The organism is Kaistia adipata DSM 17808, assembly GCF_000423225.1.
Taxonomy (GTDB): Bacteria; Pseudomonadota; Alphaproteobacteria; order Rhizobiales; family Kaistiaceae; genus Kaistia; species Kaistia adipata.
The window spans coordinates 399,653-425,038 of the sequence record NZ_KE383991.1 but is presented as its reverse complement, the minus strand read 5'-3'; the positions used below and the strand labels follow the sequence as shown (position 1 = coordinate 425,038).

20 protein-coding genes and 1 pseudogene are annotated in these 25,386 nt (G+C 66.7%); 5 read left to right on the top strand and 16 right to left on the bottom strand.

Translation table 11 applies throughout. The annotated features are described in order from the left end of the window. Window positions 1-16: 16 nt before the first annotated feature. The 5 genes from G539_RS0114880 to G539_RS0114860 all read right to left on the bottom strand — a co-directional run bounded on the left by G539_RS0114880 (window position 17) and on the right by G539_RS0114860 (window position 5,360). A complete protein-coding gene (locus tag G539_RS0114880; RefSeq protein WP_029075900.1) occupies window positions 17-1,060 on the bottom strand; it encodes a zinc-dependent alcohol dehydrogenase in 1,044 nt (347 codons plus the stop codon). A gap of 4 nt (window positions 1,061-1,064) precedes the next feature. Next, window positions 1,065-1,892 (bottom strand): carbohydrate ABC transporter permease, encoded by an 828-nt coding sequence (locus tag G539_RS0114875; protein ID WP_029075899.1) that lies wholly within the window; start codon window positions 1,890-1,892, stop codon window positions 1,065-1,067. Beyond that, window positions 1,892-2,824: a carbohydrate ABC transporter permease gene (locus G539_RS0114870; protein WP_029075898.1), complete on the bottom strand. Its 933-nt coding sequence runs from the start codon at window positions 2,822-2,824 to the stop codon at window positions 1,892-1,894. Before G539_RS0114870 ends, G539_RS0114875 begins: the two co-directional genes overlap by 1 nt. 19 nt (window positions 2,825-2,843) lie before the next feature. After that, complete coding sequence (locus G539_RS0114865) at window positions 2,844-4,115, bottom strand: ABC transporter substrate-binding protein (RefSeq protein ID WP_029075897.1); 1,272 nt, start codon at window positions 4,113-4,115, stop codon at window positions 2,844-2,846. A 180-nt stretch (window positions 4,116-4,295) separates the two neighbouring features. Continuing rightward, complete coding sequence (locus tag G539_RS0114860; RefSeq protein WP_051231435.1) at window positions 4,296-5,360, bottom strand: LacI family DNA-binding transcriptional regulator; 1,065 nt, start codon at window positions 5,358-5,360, stop codon at window positions 4,296-4,298. Window positions 5,361-5,779: 419 nt separating this feature from the next. On the opposite strand from G539_RS0114860, the gene G539_RS0114855 reads away from it, so the two are divergent. Then, entirely contained in the window at window positions 5,780-6,490 is a 711-nt protein-coding gene (locus G539_RS0114855; RefSeq protein WP_029075895.1) for a L,D-transpeptidase, read from the top strand. 477 nt (window positions 6,491-6,967) lie between these two features. Then, a complete protein-coding gene (locus G539_RS0114850; RefSeq protein WP_245576890.1) occupies window positions 6,968-7,936 on the top strand; it encodes a crotonase/enoyl-CoA hydratase family protein in 969 nt (322 codons plus the stop codon). 50 nt (window positions 7,937-7,986) lie between these two features. On the opposite strand, the gene G539_RS26305 is transcribed toward G539_RS0114850, so the two are convergent. The 9 genes from G539_RS26305 to G539_RS0114800 form a co-directional block, all read right to left on the bottom strand. Continuing rightward, entirely contained in the window at window positions 7,987-10,497 is a 2,511-nt protein-coding gene (locus G539_RS26305) for a sensor histidine kinase (protein ID WP_169516654.1), read from the bottom strand. Beyond that, on the bottom strand, window positions 10,481-12,652 hold the full coding sequence (locus G539_RS0114840; RefSeq protein ID WP_029075893.1) for an EAL domain-containing protein: 2,172 nt from the start codon (window positions 12,650-12,652) through the stop codon (window positions 10,481-10,483). The genes G539_RS26305 and G539_RS0114840 overlap by 17 nt, the downstream gene beginning before the upstream one ends. Window positions 12,653-13,432: 780 nt before the next feature. Then, a complete protein-coding gene (locus tag G539_RS0114830) occupies window positions 13,433-14,386 on the bottom strand; it encodes an ABC transporter substrate-binding protein (RefSeq protein WP_029075891.1) in 954 nt (317 codons plus the stop codon). 38 nt (window positions 14,387-14,424) lie between these two features. Next, entirely contained in the window at window positions 14,425-15,459 is a 1,035-nt protein-coding gene (locus G539_RS0114825) for an ABC transporter permease (RefSeq protein ID WP_029075890.1), read from the bottom strand. Further along, complete coding sequence (locus G539_RS0114820) at window positions 15,456-16,220, bottom strand: ATP-binding cassette domain-containing protein (RefSeq protein ID WP_029075889.1); 765 nt, start codon at window positions 16,218-16,220, stop codon at window positions 15,456-15,458. The genes G539_RS0114825 and G539_RS0114820 overlap by 4 nt, the downstream gene beginning before the upstream one ends. Further along, window positions 16,217-16,516, bottom strand: coding sequence for a hypothetical protein (locus G539_RS0114815; protein WP_029075888.1), 300 nt, complete (start codon window positions 16,514-16,516; stop codon window positions 16,217-16,219). Before G539_RS0114815 ends, G539_RS0114820 begins: the two co-directional genes overlap by 4 nt. 1 nt (window position 16,517) lies before the next feature. Then, window positions 16,518-17,255 carry a hypothetical protein gene (locus G539_RS0114810; protein ID WP_156911987.1) on the bottom strand — a complete coding sequence of 246 codons (738 nt, stop codon included), beginning with the start codon at window positions 17,253-17,255 and terminating at the stop codon, window positions 16,518-16,520. Continuing rightward, the gene (locus G539_RS0114805) at window positions 17,252-18,097 is read right to left on the bottom strand and encodes a BtpA/SgcQ family protein (protein ID WP_029075886.1); all 846 of its coding nucleotides are present in this window, start codon (window positions 18,095-18,097) and stop codon (window positions 17,252-17,254) included. Before G539_RS0114805 ends, G539_RS0114810 begins: the two co-directional genes overlap by 4 nt. A gap of 9 nt (window positions 18,098-18,106) precedes the next feature. Further along, window positions 18,107-18,994: a carbohydrate kinase family protein gene (locus tag G539_RS0114800; protein ID WP_029075885.1), complete on the bottom strand. Its 888-nt coding sequence runs from the start codon at window positions 18,992-18,994 to the stop codon at window positions 18,107-18,109. A gap of 245 nt (window positions 18,995-19,239) precedes the next feature. Between G539_RS0114800 and G539_RS0114795 the strand changes: the two genes are divergently transcribed. Then, window positions 19,240-19,986 carry a GntR family transcriptional regulator gene (locus G539_RS0114795; protein WP_029075884.1) on the top strand — a complete coding sequence of 249 codons (747 nt, stop codon included), beginning with the start codon at window positions 19,240-19,242 and terminating at the stop codon, window positions 19,984-19,986. 28 nt (window positions 19,987-20,014) lie between these two features. Here the strand turns inward: G539_RS0114795 and G539_RS0114790 are convergent, their stop codons facing one another. Continuing rightward, window positions 20,015-21,637 carry a GMC family oxidoreductase gene (locus G539_RS0114790; protein WP_245576889.1) on the bottom strand — a complete coding sequence of 541 codons (1,623 nt, stop codon included), beginning with the start codon at window positions 21,635-21,637 and terminating at the stop codon, window positions 20,015-20,017. A gap of 29 nt (window positions 21,638-21,666) precedes the next feature. Then, a complete protein-coding gene (locus G539_RS0114785) occupies window positions 21,667-22,392 on the bottom strand; it encodes an FCD domain-containing protein (protein ID WP_029075882.1) in 726 nt (241 codons plus the stop codon). Window positions 22,393-22,611: 219 nt separating this feature from the next. On the opposite strand from G539_RS0114785, the pseudogene G539_RS27610 reads away from it, so the two are divergent. Both G539_RS27610 and G539_RS0114775 read left to right on the top strand, forming a co-directional pair. Continuing rightward, window positions 22,612-24,086 (top strand): annotated as a pseudogene (locus G539_RS27610) (aldehyde dehydrogenase family protein). A 52-nt stretch (window positions 24,087-24,138) separates the two neighbouring features. Continuing rightward, complete coding sequence (locus G539_RS0114775) at window positions 24,139-25,239, top strand: mandelate racemase/muconate lactonizing enzyme family protein (RefSeq protein WP_029075881.1); 1,101 nt, start codon at window positions 24,139-24,141, stop codon at window positions 25,237-25,239. The last annotated feature ends 147 nt before the right edge of the window (window positions 25,240-25,386 follow it).

Below are 25,386 nucleotides of genomic sequence, written 5' to 3'. Positions count from 1 at the left end.
GGCTCGGGGCCGGCGTTCAGGAACGATAGTCGATCAGAACCTGCATGACCTCGGGCGAACCCTGGTCGAGCAGCTGGTAGCCGCGCGCCGCGTCCTGGAGCGGAACGCGATGCGTGATGAAGCCCTTCAGGTCGCGCGCATAGGTCGAGAGGTATTCGCGCGCGATCTGGGCGCGGCGCGGCACCGACCAGAGCGGCCCGAGGAACGGATTGACCGAGCCCACCTGCGACGAGACGATGCGCGGGCGGTTGTGATGGAACTCGCCGGAGAGGCTCAGGCTCTCGAACGTGCCGCCATACCAGGACATCGCGACGACGAGGCCGTTGAAGCCGACGGTGCGGATCGCCTCGTTGAGCGCCGGGGCGGCGCCCGAGACCTCGATGACGGCGTCGGCGCCGCGTCCGTCGGTCATTTCGCGTACGCGCTCGGCGACCTTGTCCTCGCCCGGGCGCAGCACATGGTCGGCGCCGCCGGCCAGCGCCAGGTCGCGCCGCAGGTCGATGCCGTCGATGCCGATCACGGTGCGCGCGCCGTTCCGCCTCAGGAGACGAACGACGATCTGGCCGATCACGCCGAGGCCCGAAACGACGACGTCGGCGCCGAGCGGCAGGTTGGCGTCGAGCACGCCATTATAAGCGGTGTTGAGATTGGAGAAGAAAACGCCGAGTTCGGCATCCTCGAGGTTGCCGAGCGGGATGATGGCCTTCTCGTTGAGGGCGGCGTGGCGGCCGTGCGGCGCATAGGCGTAGACGAGGTCGCCCAGCTTGACGCGCGTTACGGAGGAGCCCGTCTCGACGATCCGGCCGACCATGGCGTAGCCGTAGCGGGCCGGCCAGCTCCAGTCGGCGCCGCCGTCGAGGAACAGGCGCGTCACCGGGTCCATGTGCTGGCGCCACTGCGGCGCGAGGCCACGGAACACGTTGAGTTCGGTGCCGGCGCTGATGCCGGAAACGAGCGCCTCGATCACGACCTCGTCGGGGCCCGGCGTGCGCAGCGGTTCCTCCTCGATCGTCAGGCTGCGCGGGCCGTTGAAGTAGAGCGAACGCGTCATGGCGCTCATGGCATTATCCTTTCACGCCGCCGGCCAGGAGGCCGCCGACCAGTTGCTTGCGGAAGATGAGGAAGAGGAGGATCGCCGGCAGGGCAATGACGGTGCCGCCGGCCATGACCTGGCCCCAGGAGAAGGAATAGGGATCGAACAGGCCCTGCAGCGCGAGCGGCAGCGTGCGCACGTCGGCCTTCGAGATCAGCGCCAGCGCCATCAGATATTCGCCCCAGGAAAGCACGAAGGCGAAGGTGCCGACCGCGATGATCGCCGGACGGATCAGCGGGATCACCACCCGCGTCAGCGCGCCGATCCGGCCGCAGCCGTCGATCATGGCCGCCTCCTCGAGCTCCTTGGGGATCGCGTCGATGTAGCCCTTGAGCATCCACACCGCGATCGGCATGCCGAGCGCGAGATGGGTGAAGATCAGCGCCGTCAGCGTGTTGGTGAGGCCGAGCTGGCGCACGATCACGACAAGCGGCACCAGCACGGCGAGGCTCGGCAGCATCTGCGTGCCGAGGATCAGCAGGCCGAACCCGTTGCGGCCCCGGAACTGGAAGCGGCTCAGCGCATAGGCGGCGGGAAGCGCCAGCGCCGTGGTGACGACAGCCACGACGATGCCGACGATCAGGCTGTTCTTCAGCGCGATCAGGAATGGCCGTTTGGCGAGGATCGCCGCATAGTGGTCGAAGGTGAAGCGCTCGGGCCAGAGGCCGCCCCCGGTGATGTCGGTCTCGGGCCGGACCGAGGCGACGAACACCCAGAGGATCGGCACGAGCAGCAGGAACAGGACGACGAGCGTGACCGCGTCGAGGGTCGCTTCGCGAAGCGGGGAGGTCCGGCGCATCAGGTGGTCCTCCGCGCCCTCAGGGCGAGCAGCGAGGCGATGAACAGCAGGAGCAGCATGACGATGCTGATCGCTGCGGCGTAGGCGGGCCTGAGATCGAGGAAGACGGCCTTGTACATGGCGATACCGACGATGGTCGTCGCGTCCTGCGGGCCGCCCTTGGTCATGATCCAGGGCAGGTCGAACGAGTAGAAGGCGAGGATGCCGAGCACGAGGCCGACGGTGACGACCGTGTTCTGGATCGCCGGTACCGTGACGTGCCGGAAGCGCGCCCAGGCATTGGCGCCGTCGACCTCGGCGGCCTCATAGAGCTCGTCGGGTATCGATTTCAGCGCCGCCAGCAGGGCGATCACCAGGAACGGCGTGCCCTTCCAGCCCGAGATGAAGATGATGGTGGCGAAGGCGAGCACCGGATCGTTCAGCACGGAGCTGTCGCCGGCGATGCCGATCGCGTGCAGGAAGGCGTGGATCGGGCCGACGTCGGAATCGAGCAGGAAGCGCCAGCCGAAGCCGAGCACGATGAAGGGCGTGACCCAGGGCAGCAGGATCACCGCCGAGGCGGTCCGCGCGATCGCCGTCTCGCGGTTGAGCAGCAGCGCGATCGGAAGGGCGAGGAGCAGCTCGACGAAGACGGTGCCGATCGTCCAGATCCAGGTGCGGCCGAAGGCCATCCAGAGCTGGGTGTCGACGAGGAGCTGGCGGTAGTTCACCAGCCCGCCCCATTTCGGTACGGGCTGGCGCAGCATGTACCAGTCCTGCAGCGACAGCCAGAACGCGTAGCAGAGCGGGACGATGGCGATCGCGAAGGCGACGAACACCGCAGGCGCCATCATGCCGTAGGGCAGCAGGCGATCATAGAGGCGGGCCCGATCGGGGCGGCGCGCGGCCGCCCCGATGGTTGCCCGGACGGAATCCTGGCGTGTCGTGGCCATGAGGATGACCTGGCGCGCCTTAGCGAGCCAGCACTTCGTTGATGCTGGTGCAGAGCTGCGCGGTCGCCTGATCGGTCGTTTGCTGACCGAGCGCCACGGCCTGCACGGCCTTCTGGATCGTGTCGACCTCGAGCTGGCCCATCTGCGGGATCGCCTCGTTCGGATACTGGTACGGGCGGGCATCCTGCAGCTGCTCGACAAAGAGCGGGTAGGGGAACTCCGTCCAGGGCGCGCCCTTGGCGAGCGAGACGCTGCCGGGGATGAAGCCGCCATTGGTGGCAAGCGTCTTCAGCGCGTCGCCATGGGTGGCGAACATGATCCATTTCGCCGTCGCCTCCTTGTTCTCCGAGGCATCCCAGAGCACCAGCGGCCAGCCGCCGAGGAAACCGGAACGGTTCTTCGGGCCGGCCGGCACCATGGCGATGCCGACTTCGTCGAGGAAGGCGGACTTGTCGTTCTGCAGGTCCTTGTAGAGGCCGGCATCCGACAGGATCATCGCGAACTTGCCATCCCGGAAGCCCTTGCGGAAGGTGTCGCCGCTCATGCTCGGCGCGTCGGGATGGGTCGCCTTGTTCTTGTAGACGCTGACATAGGTGTCGAGCGCTTCCTTGAACTCGGGCGTCTCGAAGCCGCATTTGCCGTCTTCGCCGATCATGCGTGCGCCATAGCCGAGATAGGCGCTCATGAAGTTCTGGACGGTGAAGTAGTCGAGGCTCATCGACAGCGCCGCCCCATAGGTGCCGTCCTTGGTCAGCTTGACCGCGTCGGTGGCGAAATCGGCCCAGGTCTGCGGCGGCTTCGCGGGGGCGAGGCCGGCGTCCTTGAACAGGTCCTTGCGGTAGTAGAGCGCCCGCGTCTCGACGCTGATCGGCGAGGCCCACCACTTGCCGGCGAGGTTGTAGTAGCCCTTGTCGCCCGGCCAGATGTCCTCGGCGACATTGGTGCCGTGTTCCTTGTCATAGGCGGCGAAATAGTCGTCGAGCGGGGCGAGGGCGCCGGCCGACTGGAACTGCGCGACGACGTTGTTGCCGAGCATGGAGACGTCGGGCAGGCCGCCGGCCGAGAGCGCGCTGACGAGGCGCTGCTGCTGTTCCGACCAGGGCACGATCTCCATGTTGACCTTGATGTCCGGATTGGCCTTCTCGAAGGCGGCGATCGCCTCGTTCCAGGCGGCGATGTCGGCATCGCGGGTCGAGAACTGCCAGAAATTGACGGTCGTCTCCGCGAGGGCGGGTCCGGACAGAAGGCCCGCCGCGATCGTGGTCGCGGCCAGAAGAGTCTTGATGCGCATGGGGTATGCCCTCCGATGAGTGGCTCTGCCGTCGTGCGACGGTGGCCGGCGTTTCCTGGAATTCGTTCTGAAGCCTGTCTTGCGCAGGCCTGTCGTTCGTCGAAAACGGCTGTTTTCATCATGTGTCATCGATGACACATTTAAAATCGTTAGCACCCGCACAAGGCGAGGTCAATCGGCTCAGCGGCGCGAGTTTGGGTGCGGTGCGGGACCGGTCGAGCGCCGCAGGACCAGGCGCGCGGGTAGAACCAAGTCATTCGGGACGCTTTCGCCCTCGATCGCGGCGAGTGCGGTGCGGAATCCGAGGCGGCCGAGATCTTCCATCGGCTGCGCCACCGTGGTCAGCTGCGGCGCGAGGTTGGCGGCGAGCGTGTCGTCGAAGCCGATGATCGACAGGTCGTGCGGCACCCGGAGGCCTTCCTCGTAGATCGCCTGCAGCGCGCCGGCCGCGAGGATGTCGCAGGTGGCGAAGATTGCGGTCGGGCGCTCGGGGAGGGCGAGCAGCGCCTTCATGTGTTTGTAGCCCTCGATGCCCGAGCCGCCGTCGGCGATGCTGTAGTAGAGCCCGAGCCGGATGAGCGCCTCGTCGACAGGAAGGCCGGCTTGCCGCAGTCCGATCCGGTATCCGGCCAGGCGCTCTTCCTCGACGCTGGTGAAATGGCTGTCGCCGCGCCGGATGAGGTTCGGGTCGCCGCCGATGAAGGCGATGCGCCGGTGGCCGAGTTCGGCGAGATGAGCGATCGCCTCGAGCGCGCCGGTCTGGTTGTCGACGCGGATCGAGGGCGCCTCGATCGTCGCGGCGCGCTCGAGCTGGATGACCGGGATCGAGGCCTCTCGCAACAGCTGCACGTTGCGGCTGTCGACGGCGTTGGTGAACAGCACCGCGTCGACGCGGCGTTCGATGAAGCGTTCCGCGCCGAGCCGCTCGCGTTCCGGATTGCCGTCATGGTTGAAGAGGAAGGTCTTGTAGCCCTCGGCGAGCGCGGCCTCCTCGGCCCAGTGCGCGACGTTGACGAAGAACGGATTGGCGGTGATGGCCGTCAGCATGTGGCCGATGGTGAAGCTGCGCTGCTGGCGCAGGCCGCGGGCGACGGCATTGGGCCTGTAGCCGGTCGCCTTCAGCGCCGCCTCGACGCGGCTGCGCGCCACGTCGGAGACATAGCCCTTCGCCTTCAGCACGCGTGCGACCGTCGCGGTCGACACGCCGGCGCGCTGGGCAACTTCCATCAGCGTCGAGGGCTTCATTGGCACCACTCCGTCTTTCCGCGTGCTGTAGCGGCTGGGCGGCGAACAGGCAAGGCGATGGTTTCCTCGCGGGGAGGCTGCCTTTGCTCCGGGCGGCGAACGGCGTGCGCCAGCCTCGTCGCCTTGCCGAAGGGGCTGCGAGTGCCGCATCCGGTCTCCGTCGCCGCAGCGACCGATGCTGTCGCGGCGAAGGCCCGCCTGCGATCACGGGCGGCTCGGGGGAGAGACGCGATCGGGGCGAGCCTGCCGCCGGTCCAAGCCGGAAGCTGGGAAGGGCGGATCGGGCTGCCGTCCGGGTGCCCAAGCCAGGCTTGTCGGTTGAACCGCAGCCGAGAAATTTAGTTCGGCAAGGCGCGCGCGGCGGAGCATTCCCGGGTATCATCCCTGCCGGGGTACGAAGAGATGGGAAGTCCGACATCATGACCATGGACGATCGGAATGCCGACAATCGCCGGATGCAAGAGCTCGCCCTGCTCGGGTGTGGACCGGAGCGGCCCAGCCGCCGGTCGTTCCTGTTGGGTGCCGGCGCCGGCGTCGCCGCGCTGGGGCTCGCCGGTTGCGCGACATCCGGCGGCATGAGCCTCGCCGAGGCGAAGAAGGTCTACGGACCGGTGCCCGACGAAAAATTTCCGATTCCCGCCGCCGATGTCAGCAAGGTCGATCCGAAGTATTACCGCCGGACGGTTCGCTACGCGACCAAGGAAGCGCCCGGCACGATCATCGTCGATCCTGGAAAATACTACGTGTATCGCGTCGAGGGCGACGGCATGGCGACGCGCTATGGCGCCAATGTCGGCCGTGACGGGTTCCGCTGGAGTGGCGACGCCTATGTCGGCCGCAAGGCCGAATGGGCGACCTGGACGCCGCCCAGGGAGATGATCGCGCGCCAGCCCGAGGCGGCCAAATATGCCGGCGGCATGCCGGGCGGCCTCGACAATCCGCTCGGCGCCCGCACGCTCTATCTCTACCAGGATGGCAAATACACGCTCTACACGATCTACGCCTCCAGCCATCCCAACTCGATCGGCAAGGGCGTCACCAGCGGCTGCGTCGGCCTGCTCAGCCAGGACATGATCCACCTCTACGCGCGGACGCCGGTGGACACGAAGGTCGTGGTCCTCTCGGCATAGGGCGGGCCTAGCCGCCGGCGCAGGCCGCCTGCGCCGGCAGTTGATGGTGGGACAGGCCAGTCTCGCCAGGGTTTCAAGCCACGGGCCATGGTGGTGCCGCGGCGTTCTCGAGCCGCCCGGCGATCGGGCGTTTGGCGTGGATCTGCAGCGGAATCGGCCGTTGATCGAACCGCTGCCACAGGTGTCTGACCGTCCGATCCTTGCGGCAGAGCGCCTCCGGCGAGCCGGCCAAGCACGCCGGCAGGCAATCGAGTATTCGGCCGCGTCCTCGCGGCCGCGGTTGCTCGTAGCCCTTGATGAACTTTGTTCTGCGTACCGCGCGATTCACCTTGAACGCATATGCGGCCTTGATCGGGCCGACGGGGCGCTACTTTCTCATTTTCGTCCCGTGTCATGGACCTAATGTATTGGACAGTGTCCTCGCGGCACTCCCGCGCGTGGCGTTCTTGCTGGTTAACCTAAAAATGGAGACAAGGAATGACTTCCCTCCCAATGATCAATGCACCGATTGCTCTTCATGCGATGACGGCCGGCGCGGGCAATGCCGCCATGTCCGATGCCGCCAGGGCGATCCGCGACATCGGCTATGACAACCTGCATCTCGATATCGACACGGCCAATTCGACCTGCTGGTGCTACATGGATCCGGTCGACAAGCCGTCCTACACGCATGAGCTGATGCACGACATCAGCCGGATGCAGGCGGCCATCACCCAGTCCTTCTCGAACCTGGCGAGCCCCGCCGACGCGCCGTTCTCCTGGTTCGTCATGGCCTCGGCCGTGCCGGGCATCTACAATCTGGGCGGCGATCTCGGCCATTTCGCGCAGCGGATCCGTAGCCGGGACCTCGATGCGATGCGCCACTACGGCCATGTCGCCGTCGAGGCCATCCACCGCAATGCCGTGGCCTTCGACGCGCCGGTCGTGACCATGGCGCTGGTGCAGGGCGATGCGCTCGGCGGCGGCTTCGAGCACGCGCTCTCCTTCGACCTGATCGTGGCCGAGCGCAGCGCCAAGATGGGCCTGCCGGAAATCCTGTTCAACATGTTCCCCGGCATGGGCGCCTACAGCTTCCTGTCCCGGCGCATGTCCCGCGACAAGGCCGAGGCGCTCATCCTCTCGGGCCGCATCCATACGGCCGAGGAACTTTACGAGATGGGGGTGGTGGATGTTCTGGCCGAGGATGGGCAGGGACACGCGGCCGTGCTTGACTATATCGCGCGCCACAATCGCAAGCATAACGCGCATCATGCGCTCTATCGGGCCCGGCGGCGGGTCAACCCGGTGACGCTCGAGGAACTGATCGATGTCGTCGACATCTGGGCCGAGGCGGCGCTGAACCTGACGGAAGCCGACCTTCGCAAGATGGATCGTCTCTGCTCGGCCCAGAACCGGCGTCTCGCCAGCCTGCAATCGGATGTTTCCGTTCTCGTGGCCGCCGAGTGAGGTCGATTGGCGATGCGTCCCGGGGGGGCGCATCGCCAGCCGCCGGAGATTCAGCCCAGCCCGGCCTCGCGCCCCGAACAGAGGCGCATGGCTTTCTGGGTCCGCCGCAGTTCGGCCCTGGCCTGCCTGGTGAATTCCGCGGCGCTCGCCTTGAGTTCGTCGCCGCGCAGGTCCCGCCAGGACCTGCAGATGCCGCCGAGGGCGAGAGCGCCCATGTTCGCCGAACTGCTCTGCAGCGCGTGGTCGTCGCTGCGGAACGCCTCGATATCGCCCCGCGCCGCGCTCTTGGACAGACGGTCCAGCATGACCTCGGCGTCCGCCAGATAGTCTTCGATCAGGTCGTTCACGAACTCCGCATTGCCGAGCCGCCGCAGCCGCTCGACCGCCTTTTCGTCCAGGGTGGGCAGAAGGTTGGAGCGCACGAGGGTCAGGTGCGTTTCGGGCCGGGCCGATGGATCGGCTGCATCGCCGGTGATCCGATCGATGGCGGCGAGCAGTTCGGCCGGCTCGACCGGCTTGATCAGGCAGTCGTCCATGCCGGCATCGCGCCACCGGCTGTCGTGGAGCGCGGTCGCATCGGCCGTGAGGCCGACGATCGGCAGCCTGCGGCTGCCCGTGGCCATCACGCGATAGAGCTTGGTGGCCTCCAGCCCGTCCGTATCGGGCATGTTGAAGTCCATCAGCACGATGTCGATCTGATCGGCCTTCTCTTCCAGCAGGTCGAGCGCCTGGTCGCCCGTCTCCGCCAGCAGGACGGAGTGCCCCGCTGCCTCGAGGATGCGCGAGAAGACGCGCTGGTTGATGCGGTTGTCGTCGGCCAGCATCACGCGACGGGGCCGGCTCGGCCGGATCGGGCGTGGCGCCGCGGCGCGCCGTTGCGCGAGCGTCGGCGTCGGCGTGTTCAGCCGGCAGGCGATCGTCAGAACGCGCCGCAGCTCCGCCGCCGTCGGGCGTTCCGAGATCAGGCTGGTGCAGCGCTGCCGCGTGGCGAGGCTGGGAAGCGTCGGCAACGCGTCCGGCTGGATCAGGACGCCCTTGGTCGGCATGCCATTTGCCACCGCGAACGGCAGCGGCAGATTGCGGCCATTCGGCTCGAACAGCAGGCGCACGGCATTGGCCGCCTCGGGCGGGAACATGCGTGCCGGCCCGAGAAGCGGATCGGCCAGGATCGGTTTCACCCCGAGCGAGGCGAGGCTGCCGATCAACGCCTCCAGCGGTGTGGCATCCCGGCAGACGAGGACGACGCCGCGCTCGCGCCAGGGCTCCTCGGCGTATAGGCCCTCGTCCGGCAAGGTCGAGGCCAGGATGTCGAAGCGGAACGTGCTGCCTTCTCCGAGGGCGCTTTCGACCGAGATCGAGCCGCCGAGCAGCTCGACCAGTCGCCGGGCGATGGCGAGGCCGAGGCCGGTGCCGCCGAAGCGGTTCATGATGCTGGCATTGGCCTGGGTGAAGTCCTCGAAGATCCGTTGCTGGTCCTGCGGGGCGATGCCGATGCCGGTATCGGTGATCTCCATCGTCAGCCGAAGCTTGCCGTCTTCCGCCTGCTGGCCGTCCACCGCGATGGTGATGCCGCCTTCGCGGGTGAACTTCACGGCGTTGCCGACCAGGTTGACCAGGATCTCGTGCAGGTGCTGGCGGCTGCCATAGAGCCGCAGCGGCGTGCGCGGCGTCACATGGATGTCGAAGGTCAGGCCGCATTCGCGCACCTGGCTCTCGACGAGACGGCGTGCATCGACGAGCAGCGCGATCAGGTCGATCTCGCTGTTCGACACCGGCATCCGCCCCGCCTCGATGCGGGAGAGGTCGAGCAGGCTGTTGATCAGCGATTGCAGCGAACGGGAGGCGACCTCGACGGTCTCGACCATGTCGCGCTGTTCGGCGACCAGCGGACTGGCGCGCAGCAAGCCCGTCATGCCGACGATGGCGGTGAGCGGTGTCCGCAATTCGTGGCTGACGCTGGCGAGGAAGAGGCTCTTCGCCTGGCTCGCCTCCTCGGCGGTCTGCGTCGCCTGCGACAGCTTGCGGATCAGCGTGCCGGCATAGGCGGGCAGGATGACGAGCCCGCTCAACAGGCCGATGGAGAGGTGCCAGAGCTGGAACCAGAATGGCGTCGTCAGCACCACGATGGCGAAACAGAGCGTGGCGACGGGAATGGCGATGGCGAGCGAGGTCAGGCCGAAGCGGAAGCCATTGCCGAAGATCACCCAGAGATAGATCGGAAAGAACAGCGCCGCGACCTCGCCGCCGAGATGCAGCTGCCACGAGAGGAAGCCGCAATCCATCACCAGGGCGAAGAAGCGGCGCCCGCGCGAGATGCCCGGATAGATGAGGATATGGGCGAGCACGGCCAGGGCGAGCGGAATGTAGAGCGCCATGACGTCGAGGGCATAGCCCATGTCTCCGCCGCTGCGGTTCACCAGCAGGACGATGACGATGATGATGGCGAAGACGAGCCGGTTGAAGCTCATCTCGTGTTCGCTGTCGGGCCGCTCCCGCAGGCGCGTCATCACTCGGCGGAGGGGGGCGGCCAGCGCCTGAAGAAACCTATTCGGCGCGCGCATGCTCGGTCTCCGTCGCCCCGGAGGCGGGGCCGGAGCTCGCCCGGCCGTGCTGCGCCACCCAGGCGACGAAGGCATCGGGCGGGAGCGGCGCGCTGAAATGGTAGCCCTGCACCTCGTCGCATCCTTCCAGTCGCAGGAGCGAGAGTTGCGGCTCCGTCTCGACGCCTTCGGCGAGGACCTGGAGGTTCAGGATGTGGCCAAGGTCGATGATCGTGCGCACGATCGCGAGCGCGCTGGGATCGCTGCCGAGATCCTGCACGAAGGAACGATCGATCTTCAGCCGGTGCAGCGGGAAGCTGCGCAGGTAGCTCAGCGAGGAATAGCCGGTGCCGAAATCATCGACCGACAGGGTGACGCCGAGCGATCGCAGGACATGCATCTGCTTGACGATCTGCTCGTCATGGCCGAGCAGGATGCCTTCGGTGAGTTCGAGTTCCAGCGAGGTCGGCCGCATGCCGCTCGCCCGCAGGGCGTCCTTGACTAGGCCTTCCACGCCCTGGCGACGGAACTGGATCGGCGACATGTTGACGGCGATGCGCAGATCGCCATGGCCGATCGCCTCCCACGCCGCGCCCTGGCGGCAGGCCTCGTTCAGGACCCATTCGTTGATCGGCAGGATCAGGCCGGTCTCTTCCGCCAGGCTCAGGAAGGCGCCGGGGGAGAGCAGGCCGCGCTGCGGATGCTGCCAGCGCAGCAGCGCCTCGGCGCCGACGATCTTCCGGCTGCGAAGGTCGATCTGCGGCTGGTAGAACAGCACGAATTCCTGCCGCGACAGCGCCCCGCGCAACTCGGTCTCGAGATGGGCGGTCTGGCTGGCGCGTGGCCGCATGTCGGCGGCGAAGAAGCGCCAGGTGCCGCCGCCGAGCGACTTGGCCAGATACATGGCCTGGTCCGAATTCTTCAGCAGTTCGTCCGGATCCGTGCCGTCGAGGGGCGCCAGCGTAACGCCGATGCTCGCGCCGATATTGAGGGCGAGCGGGCTGTCCTCGGTGCTGTTGAGCAGGTCGAGGATCGACTGCGCCAGCCGGCCGGCATCCTCGGGTCCGTCGATGTCCGGCTGCAGGATGGCGAACTCGTCGCCGCCGAGACGCGCCACCGTATGGGTGCTGCCGACCAGCGTCTGCAGCGCCTCGGCGACGCGCTGCAGCAGCGCATCGCCGCGATGATGGCCATGGGCGTCGTTCACCGCCTTGAAGCGGTCGAGGTCGATGAAGTGCAGGGCGAAATTCTGGTCGCCGCGACGGCCGCGGGCCAGTTCGCGACGCAGGCGATCGCGCAGCATCGCGCGGTTGGGCAGGCCGGTGAGCGGGTCGTGGTTGACGATGTGCAGCAGGCGCCGTTCGGCATGGCGCTGCTCGGTGATGTCGATCGAGGTCGACAGCACGCTGACGATCTCGCCCATGCCGTCGTAGAGCGGCGCCTTGCTGGTCAGATAGATGCGGTGCTCGCCATCCGGCGCCCAGACGTCTTCCTGGCGCGGCGGCATGGCGCGGCCGGTCTTGAGGATCAGCTGGTCGAGCCGGCGGCTGATATGGGCGCGGTCCTCGCCGAGAAGCGCCTCGATCGGCTGACCGACCAGATCGGCCGGCACCTTGCCGAAGAAGGCGGCCTGGTGGGCATTGACGAAGACGCAGCGCCCGTCGCGGTCGGTCGCGTTGATCATGGCGGGCACGGTGTCGATCACCTGCGCCAGCGCCTCACGGCTCTCGCGCAGCAGCTTCTCCTTGACGTGCAGGCTGATCTCGAGCTGGTCGGCGCGCTCGGAAATCAGCAGCTGCTGCGCCCGCAGCTTTAGCAGGTTCTTTGCCCGGGCCAGGAACTCGACATGGTCGACCGGGCTCAGCAGGAAGTCCGTCGCGCCCGCCTCGAGCGCCGTGACGCGGAACTCCTGGTCGCTATAGGCCGTGACGACGATGATCGGGACGTCCCAGTTGCGGCTGTCCGCGCGGACGGCGGCGGTCAGCTCGGCGCCCGTCATGGCCGGCATCTTGTAGTCGGTGATGATCAGGTCGGCGGTGTTCTCCGCCATCCATTCCAGGGCCTTGCGCGGATTTCCGAAGGCGCGGATGTCGAGCTCGGACTCGAGCTGCCTAGCCAGCTTTGAATAGATGCGCTGATTGGTCGAGCTGTCGTCGACGATGACTATCTTGAGCATCAGGGCTGGCGCCTCGGAAACACAGAAGGTCTCTTCCCTGTTCATGGGCACGGCGCGCTCGCCGGACCGCGCTGGACATCGCTATCTGGAGCCCGCCCCGAAGCGCGGTCAAGCCTGACTTATCCGTGTACGCCCGCCATTCGGCAAGTGGTAGCCTGCTTCCGCAAGCGGAAAGAAATTCTCAGCGTTGAAAAGCGCGTTCCAGCGCAGGGCAATGAAGCCGTTTTGCTTGGGGACTGCCCAGGTGGCGGACACGGCAGACCCGGCGCCGCCCAGGCCGGCAGGGAGGGAGAGGGGTAGCTTCTGGACGTCGAGTTCGAGGCGAGGCTGCGGCAGAATCATTGCGGAAGCTGCGGCCGACAAAAGCCGGACTGATCCCATGGCGGAAGAAGCAGAACGCTCCCAAAATGCTGACGCGCATCATTTCGACCGCGCGCTGCGGAGGATGCGGCCGCCGTCTGCCATCTGCTCAAGCGCGCTCTATCGCGGGTCCGTTGGCAAGACGGCACCTTCCGCCGCCATAGTCGGCGCGCATGCGATTCTGTCCTGGTTCGGTAGTTGGCTGGGGCGGCAGCGCCAGAATGGTGGCATCGAGAACGGAGCGCCTGGCCGATCGGCGCGATCATCCTCAGATCGGGCGTCGGACCGAGCAGCCCGGGCGGCGGCGACCGCCGCGTTGAGCATGGGCCGAGGCTCCTTCCCAGCGTTCAACCGGCCGTCCGCCGCCGTGTCCGCTGAAGTCGTCCGTGGCCGCCGGCGTGCCGGCGGCCACGGCGAGGCTTACATGCAGCCGGCGACGTACTCGTACTTGTCGGCGAGTTCCGGCTGATCGGCGCCGATGGCGACGATCTCGGCCATGGTGACGGGTTTGACGGCCTCGCCGGCAATGAGCTTCGCGGCGATGTCCATCGCGACCGCGCCCTGCTGGCTCGGGCTCTGGGCGATCAGGCCCTGGAGCTCGCCGTTCTTTAGCGCGGCAACCTCGGCGCTGGCGGCATCATAGGCCACCATCTTCACCTTGCCGACTGCGCCAGCCTGGCGGAGGCCGGTGATCGCGCCGATCGCGCCCTGGTCATTGGTGGAGAACACGCCGGCGAGGTCAGGATGGGCGGACAGCGTCGAGGTGATGATCTCGGCGGCGCGCTGCGGATCGTTCGACTGGTATTGCGGTCCGAGATACTGGATGTCCGGATATTTCTCGGCCAGCGTCGCCGCGAAACCGGCCTCGCGCGCGTCCTGGGCCAGCGAGCCGGGGGGCTGGGTGATGACCAGAACCTTGCCCTTCTTGCCGATCAGCGCCGCCAGCGCGTCGGCCGCCATGCCGCCGCCGGCCTTGTTGTCGGTCAGAATCTGGGTCTTTAGGATCGACGGATCGGAGATGGTCTGGTCGACCGTGATTACCTGCGTGCCGCGTCCGGCGAGTTCGCGCATCGGCGGGATCAGCGCCTGCATGTCAGTCGGGACGATGGCAGCTACCTTGGGGGCGCTCGCTGTCACTGCGTTGACCACCGGGATCTGCGCGTCGGCGGCAAACTGGTCCGCGGCTGAGACGGTAAGCGAAAGGCCGAGCTCCTTGGCGCGGGCCTGCGCGCCGCACTGCATGGCCTGGTAGAACGGGCTGCCGCTCGAGCCGAGCACGAGGGCTACCGAGTTGGCCTCCTGCGCGAAGGCACCCGAAGCGGAGAGCGAGGTCAGCACGAGACCCACAGTCACCGATACGATCGTCTTGGTCATTCTCTATTCCCCTTTGGTATTGCGGAGCGTGCGTGGCGCTAGCCCCGTTTGCGAAGCCGTCGCTTCAGTTGGTCGATCCAGACGGCGAGGATCAGCACGGCACCCATGGCGACCGTTTGCCAGAACGGCGGAATGCCAAGGATGACGAAGCCATTGAGCAGGATGATGGGAATGAAGACGCCCACCACGGTGCCGAACACGCTGCCGACACCGCCGAACAGGCTGGTCCCGCCAAGCACCACTGCCGAGATGGTGGCGAGGTTGTCCATGGCGTGGCCATTGATGGTGGTCGTCGAGAAGCGGGCGTTGGACATGACCGCGGCGATGCCGGCCATCAGGCCCGAGATGGCGTAGACTTGGATCAGTCGCGCCGTCGTCGGGATGCCGCTGCGGCGGCTGGCTTCGGCGTTGGAGCCGACGGCGAAGATGTGCATGCCGAAGCGGGTCATGTGCAGCACGATGCCGGCGATGACGGCGGTCACGGTCGCGATCACGACCAGCGTAGGGATGCCGAGGATGCGGCCGGAGCCGACATGGGTCACCAGCAGTTCCGGCATGGCGCGGACGTCGACACCACCGGAGAGGATCTGCGCGCCGCCGAGCGCCATGCCCATGGTGCCGAGCGTGACGATGAGCGGCGGGATCTTCGTGACGGCGATCAGGATGCCGTTGAACGTGCCCCAGGCCACGCCGACGAGTAGGGCCGCGACCGTGCCGATCGCGATGATGTCCCAGCCTGCGGCCGTGGTGCCATAGGTGGTGCCGCCGGCACCGGAGAGGAAAAGCATTAGCTTGGCCGAGACGACCGAGGCGAAGACCAGGACCGAGCCGACCGAGAGGTCGATGCCCGAGGTGATCACCACATAGGTCTGACCGACAGCCAGCACGAGCAGGATGGCCGCGTTGATGAAGAGCTGCTGGACGTTGTAGGCGGAGCCAAACTGGGCTGGCCTCAGCACCAGGAAGATCGCGACGAGCGCGAGCAGGAGGAGGAAGATCCAACCGCCGGCGACGAGCCTCAGGAGCCGGTCTTCCGTGCTCTCGACGGGGGCGATGGCGAGTTCGTTGCTCATGCTGCCAGTTCCTTGGCTTGTCCGCTGGTCATCTCGCGCACCAGGTCCGCGACGCTCGCGTCGGCGGCACGGAGGTCGGCGACCGTCTGGCCGAGGCGCAACACATGCACGCGGTCGGCGACTTCCAGGACCTGTGGCATGTTGTGGCTGATCAGGACGACGGAGGTTCCGGCGTCGCGGACGCGCCGGCAGAGGTCGAGCACGCGCTGCGTCTGGACCACGCCCAGCGCGGCTGTCGGCTCATCGAGTATGACGAGCTTGCTCGCCCACATCGCCGCGCGGGCGATGGCGACGGATTGCTGCTGGCCACCGGAGAGCGAGGCGATAGACACGCGCTGAGACTTCAGCTGGACGCCGAGCTTGGCGAACTGCTCGACCGCCTGGCGTTGCATGGTGCGGCGGTCGAGGAAGCCGAGCTTGCCGAGAAGGCCGCTGCGGGTGAGTTCTCGGCCGAGGAAGAGATTGTCGGCCGGCGTCAGGTCGGGGGCGAGCGCCAGGTCCTGATAGACGGTGGCGATGCCGCATTCCTGCGCGTCGAGCGGGGAGGTGAAGCTCACCGCCTTGCCCTCGACGCGCAGCGTGCCCTCATCCGGCTTGTCGGCGCCGGAGAGGATCTTGACGAGGGTTGACTTGCCGGCGCCATTATCGCCGATCAGGGCAACGATCTCGCCCGGCATGACGCGGAAATTGGCGCCCTTGAGGGCCTGTACATGGCCAAATGTGCGCCGGATGCCGGTCGCTTCCAGCAGCGGCGTGCTCATGTGCCCGTTTCCAGGCCGACATTGTTCGAGAAGGCGTGGAACTCGTTGTAGCGCGCCGCGCAGAGCGCCTGCCAATGGTTGAACGCCTCGGTGGTGCCGGCGAACTTCCAGATCTCGACTTCCTGGAAGTCGTGCTGGCCGCGGATGTGGAAGCGGCCGTGGAACTCGGCGCCGGCGGCCTTGGCGCCGTCGCGGACAGCTTGCCAGGCGTCGGCGAGTGCCTGCTTTTCCTTGTCGCCCAGCAGGTACCAGTGCGGACGGGGGCGAGAATAGTGGATCCAGACGGATTGGGTCATGTCAGGCGTACCTCGGAGCGATCAGGTCGGCGAGCGGCGCGAGGCGGCCCACGATGTGTCGCGATGTGGTGAACTTGAAATCGGCCACGCGCTCGTGGCCGCGGATGGCGGCGTCGGCGGTGTCCGGACCGTCGATTTCCCAAGCGCCGAGATGGTGCCAGGAATGCGACCAGTCCATACGGTGGCGGCCGGCGATGTTGACGCCGAGCGCCAGGTCACCCTTGAAGGCGATGTCGCACTCGAAGTCGTATTCGGTGCGTTCCTCCGGCGTCGCCTCGCACCACTGGTCGTTCCATTCCCAAAGCGCGAGGAAGGACCAGCCATGATCGGTGAGCGCGCCCTTGCCCATGACCGGGGCGAACTCCTTGACGCCCATCAGCCATTCCGTGCGGAAGGCGCGCGCCCAGCCGGCCTTCTCGAGCCGGATGGTTCCGGCAAGCGCGCTTTCGAGGTCGGGTGCCTCGAACACGCCGGCGATATCGTGCATGTGGGTGAAACCGGTGTCGAGCGCCCGCGGCGTGTTCGGCGCCGCGGGATCGAAGACGCGACGCAGCGACAGCGTCCAGCCCTCGGCGGCGAGCTCGTCGAGGACAGCCAGGATGGCGCGGTGGTGCGCCGCGCCATAGACGCCGGGCAGCTCGTCCTGGCGCGTGGCGACGAACATCACCGAGGCCTTGGGCGTGGTGCCCGATGGTGGCGCCGATGAAAAGACGTCGGTGTCTCCGGTGAGGCTCGTCATTTCCGCGACTTCTCGACGGCGTTCATCAGGCGCTCGACGCGGGCCGGATCGACGGGGTTCCACCAGCGTGAGTCCACCTTCAGCCATTGACCGACAATGGCGCCGTCGGCGACGGGCATCAGGGTGGGCACCTGTTCGGGCGACAGGCCCGAGCCGACGATGACTGGCAGGTTGGTGCCTGCGCGGACCTCGGCCACTTCCTCCGGCTGGGTCGGCGATCCCGTGCGGGTGCCGGTGGCGATCAGTACGTCGGCGTCGAACCATTCGGCGTCGGTCGCCTGCTCGGTGATCGAGCGGTCGCCGGTGATGGCGTGCGCGCCGAACTTCACATGCACGTCGGCAAAGATGGAAACATCCTTGGCGCCGATCTGCGCGCGGTAGCGCAGCGCCTCGGCGGCCGGTCCGTTCAGGAAGCCTTCATTGGCGACATAGGCGTTGACCCACTGGTTGACGCGCACCCAACGCGCGCCGACCGCCTTGGCGACGGCGAGGCCGGGGATGGCGCCGTTCGCCACGCAGGTAATGCCGATCGGTGCGCTGACGGTGTTGCGGATTTCCTGGCAGATGACGGAGAGGGCCGCGACCGTTTCGAAGCCGATGTGCTCGGGACGGGAGAAGGGCATGTCGCTGGCGTTCTCGACCATGATGCCGTCGATGCCGCCATCGGCGAGCGTGCGCGCGTCGCGCAGCGCCGCGGCGATGATGTCGCGCATCGCTTCGCCCTCGTAGCGGGGTGCGCCGGGAAGCGGGCGCAAATGCACGACGCCGATGATCGGCTTCTTCTTGTCGAAATGGGTGGCAAGGGCGCTCGGCTTGGCCGGCATTACGATGGGGGGAGACATTCTACCTCTTCAGCCTTGTTCTTGAGTTTCGATTTCGGAGAGCGTCGGGTAGGCGGTCTGCGCGCCCATCCTTGTGCAGGCGATCGATGCGGCGCGCACGGCGCGTGCCAGAATGATGTCGACCCGCCATCCGGCGGCGAGGCCGGCGAGGAACCAGCCGGCGAGGCAGTCGCCCGCGCCGGTCGTGTCGACGATGTCGAGGCCCGCGGGCGGCGGCGCGTACAGCATCTCGCCGCCCTCGCGGTAGAGTTCCGCGCCGAGGGGGCCGCGCGTACGCACCACGTCGCTCACACCGAGGTCGCGTAGCCGGCCGATCGGATCGCGGCCGATCGCATCGGCGGCGCGGTCGTTCACGAAGACGACACGGGCGCCGTCGAGGACCGGAGCGAGGCTGGCGATGCCATGTGGGAAACTGGCGGGCTCGAGGTCAATCGACCAGCCGATGCCGGCCTGCCGCGCCCGCTCGACCAGCGCCGGGGCGGCGGGGCCGAAGCAGGCGGTATGGAGATGGGCGATGTCGTCGAGCCGAAGCGCTCGGACTGCCGCATCGTCGGGATAGAGCGAGACGCCCGGATAGAGCAGCAGCCGCTTTTCGCCGTGCGGCTCGATCATCGTTACGACGCGGCAGAGGCCGCCGGGGACCATCGCCGGCCGCAGGTCCAGGCGCGTTGCCTCGAGTTCGTTGCGGACTTGGATCGAGGCGAGGTCGTCGCCGAGCTGGATGCCGAGCGCGGCGTCGCCGCCAGCTCGCGAGAAGGCTACCGCAGTGTTGGTGATGACTCCGCCGAGGCCTTCGGTCGAGGCGGTGCAGTGCACCTTCTCGTCTGGCGCCGGCATGTGGGGCGCTTGCAGGCTCAGATCCAGACTGACGTCGCCGACAAAAAGATAGTGCGCCAAGGTCGCCTCCCTGCGATGGCTCAATTTGTAACTTTGTCATTACATTTGATCAAGCCGGGATTGAGCAAAAAAAGCACTGAGGATCGATCTGGCTAAAATTTGATCATTTGGACTAAGTCAAGGGCGTCTCTGGGTCGGTCATGGCTCTCTAGTTTGGCGTCGCGCCATGCGGAAGATACGGATGCCCTTGCTCGCGAGCCGTCCGGAATGATAGATCATGCATTTGTCATGACATTTGGCGGGATATGATGGGTTGGGATGCGGCACGGCTTTCGGACGAGGGGGCGCCGAAATGGTTTCAGATCGCCAACATCCTCAGGCAGTCGATCGTCGAAGGTGAGTTCCAGGCTGGCGACGTCATGCCCACCGAGGCGCATCTGAACCGGGTGTTCGACGTCAGTCGCACCACCGCGCGCTCGGCTTTGAACAAGCTGGTCCAGGAAGGGCTGATCACGCGCCGTTCTGGCGTCGGGTCGATCGTGCTTGGCGGTCGTGTCGATCAGCCGGTCAACCAGATCCGCGGCTTCACCGAGGACATGCTGCTGCGTGGGCTGAAGCCATCCTTCGCCGTGCTTTCGGCGGGGTGGGAGCAGGCGAGCGGCGAGGTCGCGCATGCGCTGGGCCTTGCCTCTTCCGACAAGCCGTTCCGCTCGGACAGGCTGCTCAGCGCGAACGGCCGGCTGATGGGCTACTCGGTGTCGTGGATCCGGCCGGACCTCTTTGGCAATGTCCCGCCGCCGACCGAGGCGCAGCTTGCCGGCGGATCGCTTTATGCGTGGCTACGCGAGAACCTGGATGTCGAGATCTCGGGCGGCGTCGAGTTCATCGAAGCGAATCTGGCGAGTGGCGAGACTGCGCGCCTGCTCGACGTTGAGCCTGCTTCGGCGGTTCTGGTGGTCACCCGTGTCGCAAAGTCGGCAGCCGGTATGCCGGTCGAGTTCGTAGTCGTGACCTACCGGGCCGACCGCTATCGATTCCGCGTGGAGCTCTAGCGGCGGAGAAGCGACGCGGCCCGGCGATTTACGTCGCGCTGAGGATGAAGTCGGCGCAGCGGTCGCCGAGCATCATCGCCGGCGCGTTGGTGTTGCCGGCGTTGATGTTGGGTACCGCCGACATGTCGCACACCCTGAGACCCTCGACGCCGCGCACCCGCATGCGGGCATCGAGCACGGCCATTGGGTCGCCATCCGCGCCCATCTTGCAGGTGCCGGCCGGATGGTAGTTGGTCTTCACGAAGCGCCGGCAGTGCGTGCGCAGCGCCTCGTCGTCTGGATCCGGCGTCGGCGGCAGCGCGACGCGCTCGATCCGGCGGGCGAGCGGCTCGGTGTGGAAGGCGCGCAGGAAGAATCGCTGACCGGCCACCATCTGTCGCATGTCGTCCTCGTTCTGCAGCAGGTGGGGCGAAACGAGCGGCATCGCTGCGGGATCGGCGGAGCGCAGTTTGACGAAGCCGCGCGACTTGGGTTTGACGACGACGGTGGTGATGGTGAGGCCGTAGGTGTCCTTCATCGAGTTCCGCGTGTTGCGATCGAGATAGACGATCGGCACGCAGAAGGCCTGTATCGTCGGTGTTGCCTCGGGATCGAGCGGGTTAACGAAGGCGCCGGCCTCGACGCCCGCCGTGGTGATCGGGCCGCTGCCGAACAGCTTGAACTGCAGGCCGTTCTTCAGCATGCGCCAGCCATTGCCCTGGTTGAAATAGCCGAAGCGGCCATTGGTGGTGGCCGTGATTGGCACTTCCGGATGGTCGATCAAATTGGCGCCGACGCCGGGGAGGTCGATCTTGCAGGCGATGCCGTGCCCGGCGAGATGGTCGGCGGGGCCGATGCCCGACAGCATCAGCAGCTTGGGGCTGACCAGCGCTCCGGAGCTGACGATGATCTCGCCCTTCGCATAGGCTGTGTGTTCCGTCCCGTTGATGCGGTAGGCGACACCGACGGCCCTGCCGTTCTCGATCAGCACGCGCGAAACCTCGGCATGCAGGCGGACGGTGAGACGCGGGTCGTCCTTCAGCGGCTCGACGTAGGCGTAGGCGGCGCTGCTGCGGCGTCCGGCCCGGTTCATGAACTGGTAAAAGCCGACGCCACGCTGCGCGGGGCCGTTGAAGTCCGGATTGAATGGCTCCTTGAGGGCCTGCACCGCCTGCACGAACCAGCGCGACAATTCGTTGATGTGGCCGGGATCCGAGACGAGGAGGGGGCCGTCGGCGCCATGGGCGTCATTGTAGAGGCGGTTGTTGCCTTCCATGCCGCGGAAGTGGCGGAGAACGGCGTTCCAGCTCCAGTCGGCGCCGTCATTGTTGCCGCGCAGGATCGCATCCCAGTCGTCATAGTCGGCGGCGCGGCCACGGATATAGACCTGCGCGTTCACCGATGAGCCGCCGCCGAGCACGTTGCCCTGCGGTATGTCGTGCGCGCGGCCGTCGAGATGCGGCTGCGGGATTGTCGTGTGGTACTTCATGTACTTGCTGCCGTTGATCATCTTGAAGATGCCCGGCGGCATGTCGAGGAGCGGATGGTGGTGCGAGTGCCCCGCCTCGAGCAGAAGTACGCGATGGTTTCCCTTGGTTACCAGCTGTGCGGCGGCGACGCAGCCGGACGACCCGCCGCCGGCGACGATGTAGTCGAACTCCTCCCGAGCCACTCCCGCTATCCTCCCTGATATCGTGTGCGCTAGAACGTGCCGCGGACCGTCTCCCATGCCTCGCCGAGATGGACGAGGAGTGCTTGTTCCGCGGCATCGGGGTCGCGATCGATGATGGCGTCGAAGATCGCCTTGTGCCCCGCGTAGTAGATGAGGTTCTGCTCGGCTGAGCGGTTCATGCTCTGCCAGTGCTCGAACAGCCAGGTGACGAAGGCTCTGTGCACGGCCGGCAGTACCGGATTGCCGAGGATGCGATAGAAGATCGCGTGGAAGGCGACGTCCGTGTTGTCGAAGAGAACGGGGTCGTCGATCGCGGCGCGGTTCTGTTCCAGCGCCGTGCGGAGCGCCGCGATGTCCTCCTTGCGGGCGTGCAGGGCGGCGTGACGGACAAGCGAGGCCTCGAGGAAGATGCGCACGTCGTAGAGCGTCTTCACGCCTCCATCCTGCCGCAGCAGGTGGCTGACCACGCCGCCGACCGCCGAGAAGGCGGCGTCATAGCCGGGCCGGCGCACGATCGGACGGTGGCGCGGCTTGCTCTCTAGCAGGCCGCGCGTCGTCAGTGTCGCGATCGCTTCGCGCACCACCGTGCGGCTGATGCCGAAGCGGCCCATCAGATCGCGCTCGGGCGGCAGCGGGCTGCCGTTCTCGAGGAGGCCCGAGACGATGTCCTGCTCGATAGCCGTCACGATCGCGTCGGCCGCGCGCTGGTTTCCCGCGCGGGCTGGCGTGTCATCGAGGGGGTGGTCGCTCGGCATCGGTTTCCGCTCGGCACGAAATCAGTCCCGCAGCAATCCACCAAAGCTCGGCGAATATCAATAGCGGACCCATATGGACGGACCAAAAAAGCCAATCGATCGGTCGCGAGTGGTGCCGACTAGGTCGTAATCTTTCGATTTTTGCGATCCGTTGACAGGTTTTTCGATGTGTGGTCCAACGAACATAAAGATTTGGTCTGACCAAACGTGGATGGACGCATGCTCGACAGATTGAAGGCCGCGTTGGCGGGGGAGCCGTCGCATCTGGGTATGCTTGTCGGCGGCACATGGCTGGAAGGGCCTGCAGCGGCTCGGGTCGAGGTCGAGAATCCGGCCAATGGCGCGGTTGTCGCGACGGTACCGGCGGGATCCGCTGATCATGCGCATGCGGCGTTGGAAGCGGCTCGGAAGGCTCAGCCGGTCTGGGCCGCCACGCCGGCGCCCGAGCGCGGTCGGCTGGTGGGCCTGCTCGCCGATGCCGTGCGCGATCATCGCGACCTGCTGGCCCATGTCGTCGTCGCTGAGCAGGGCAAGCCTCTCAACCAGGCCCATGGCGAAATTGGCGCGACCGAGACCTTCCTGCGCTATGCCGCCGAGAGCGGGCGCCGCATCGAGGGCGACATCATGCCCTCCGACATGGCGAACGAGGAGATCTGGATCCGGCGCGTTCCCTATGGCGTCGTGGTCGGCCTGACGGCCTGGAATTATCCCGCCGCCTTGACCGGCCGCAAGCTCGGGCCGGCGCTAGTGGCGGCAACAGCTTTGTCCTCAAGGCGCACGAGTTCACGCCGCTTTCGGGCCTTGCGATCGCGGCGCTGGCGGAGCGGGTCGGCATCCCCGCGGGCGTGGTCAACGTCGTCACCGGCACCGGTCACGGCCTCGGCCAGGCGTTGGTCGAGAGTCCGGAATCGGACCTCGTCACCATGACCGGCAGCACCCGCGCCGGGCGCGAGATCTACGCCGCAGGCGCTCGACGCATCAAGCCGATTCGGCTCGAACTCGGCGGCAAGGCGCCCTTCATCGTCATGGAGGATGCGGACATCGACCGCGCCGTGGAGAGCGCGGTGACGGCCCGCTATACCAACTGCGGCCAGATCTGCACCTGCAACGAGCGCATGTATCTGCATCGCGCCATCGCCCAGGAATTCATCGAGAAATTCGTCGCGCGCAGCCGCGCGCTGGTGATCGGCGACCCGCTCGACAATCCCGATATCGGCCCCAAGATCAGCGGACCCGAAGTCGACAAGATTGTCGACATCGTCCGCCGCAGCACCGAGGCCGGTGCCGAGGTCCTGCTGGAGGGTGGGCGGCTGACGGAGGGCGCCCGGTCGCGCGGCCATTGGTATGCGCCCACCGTCCTGCTCGCCCAGGGCAATGACGTGCCGGCGATGCGCGAGGAGATCTTCGGCCCGGTCGTGCCGATCGTCATCGTCGACGATTTCGAGCAGGCGCTGCGGCTCGCCAATGATTCCGACTACGGTCTCTCGGCCTATGCCTATACCGGCAGCCTGATGCGGCTGATGCGGATCGCGGCGGAGCTCGACTTCGGCGAGATCTACTTCAACCGCACCAATGGCGAGCTGATCCAGGGCTTCCATACCGGCTGGGGCCAGTCCGGCCTCGGCGGCGAGGACGGGAAGTACGGCCTGGATGGCTATTTCCAGAAGAAGACCATGTACGTGAACTGGGCCTGATCGGGCCTTGGCCCGGATCGCTTGGCAATCATTTCTCCAGAGGAAGAGAAGCATGTCCAGCCGACAGACCATTCGTGACATCAGGACGCGCGTTTTCCACGTGCCGCTCGAGGAGCCGATGCAGGATGCGCGGCATGGCCTGCAGACCTTCTACGAGCTCGCAACCGTCGAGATCGGCACGACGGGCGGCGAGTCGGGCGTCGGTTACACCTACACGATCGGCACCGGGGGGCGCGCGACCAAGGCGATGATCGATCACGATCTGGCGCCGATGTTGATCGGGCATGATGCCGACGACATCGACACGCTCTATGACGAGATGCATTCGCGCCTGCACTATGTCGGGCGGGGCGGCGTCGCCTCCTTCGCCATCTCGGCCATCGACATTGCGCTCTGGGACCTGCGCGGCAAGGTGCGCAATCTGCCGCTTTGGAAGATGGCCGGCGGCGCTAGCAAATCCCCGCTCACCTATCGCGGCGGCGTCGATCTCAACTATCCCATCGAGAAGCTGGTCGAGAGCGTCTCCGGCTACCTCGCTCAAGGCTACCAGGCCATCAAGATCAAGGTCGGCAAGCCCGATCTCGGCGAGGACATCGCCCGTCTGCGCGCCGTCCGCGAGTTGATCGGGCCTGCGGCGAAGCTGATGGTCGACGGCAATTTCGGCTACGACCTCGAGCGTGCCACGGCCGCGGCGCGCGCCTTCGAGCCGTTCGACCTGACCTGGTTTGAAGAGCCGATGGAGCCCGACGATTTCGAGGGCTATGGGCGCTTGGCGAGTGCCACCTTCATCCCGTTGGCCCAGGGCGAGAACCTGCACACGCTGCAGGAGTTCAAGCACGCGTTCCAGCATTCGTCGCTTGGCTTCATTCAGCCCGACGCTTCGAACTGCGGTGGAGTGACCGGGTTCCTGCGGGTGGCGAAGCTTGCCGAGGAGCTTGGCATGCCCGTCTGCAGTCACGGCATGCAGGAGCTTCACGTCAGCCTCGTTCCGGCCGTGCCGAATGCCGGCTGGCTGGAGGTGCACGCCTTCCAGATCGATCGCTGCACATTCCGGCCGTTGGTAGTCGAGAATGGTCGTGCGATCGCTCCGGATGATCCGGGGACTGGCGTTCAGTTCAACTGGGCCATGCTCGAGGCTTGGTCCGTCGGCTAGCGCGGCCCGCAATTCTTCGAAGTTCGATCCAGGGGGGGCGGGGGGCCGGGTGGCGAAGCGGGGACACCTTCGCTTCGCCACCTCTGGATCGCGAGGCGCTTCGCCGGCTCGCGCCGGCGTAGTGCTTGAGACAGGGCCTGTGTGGCC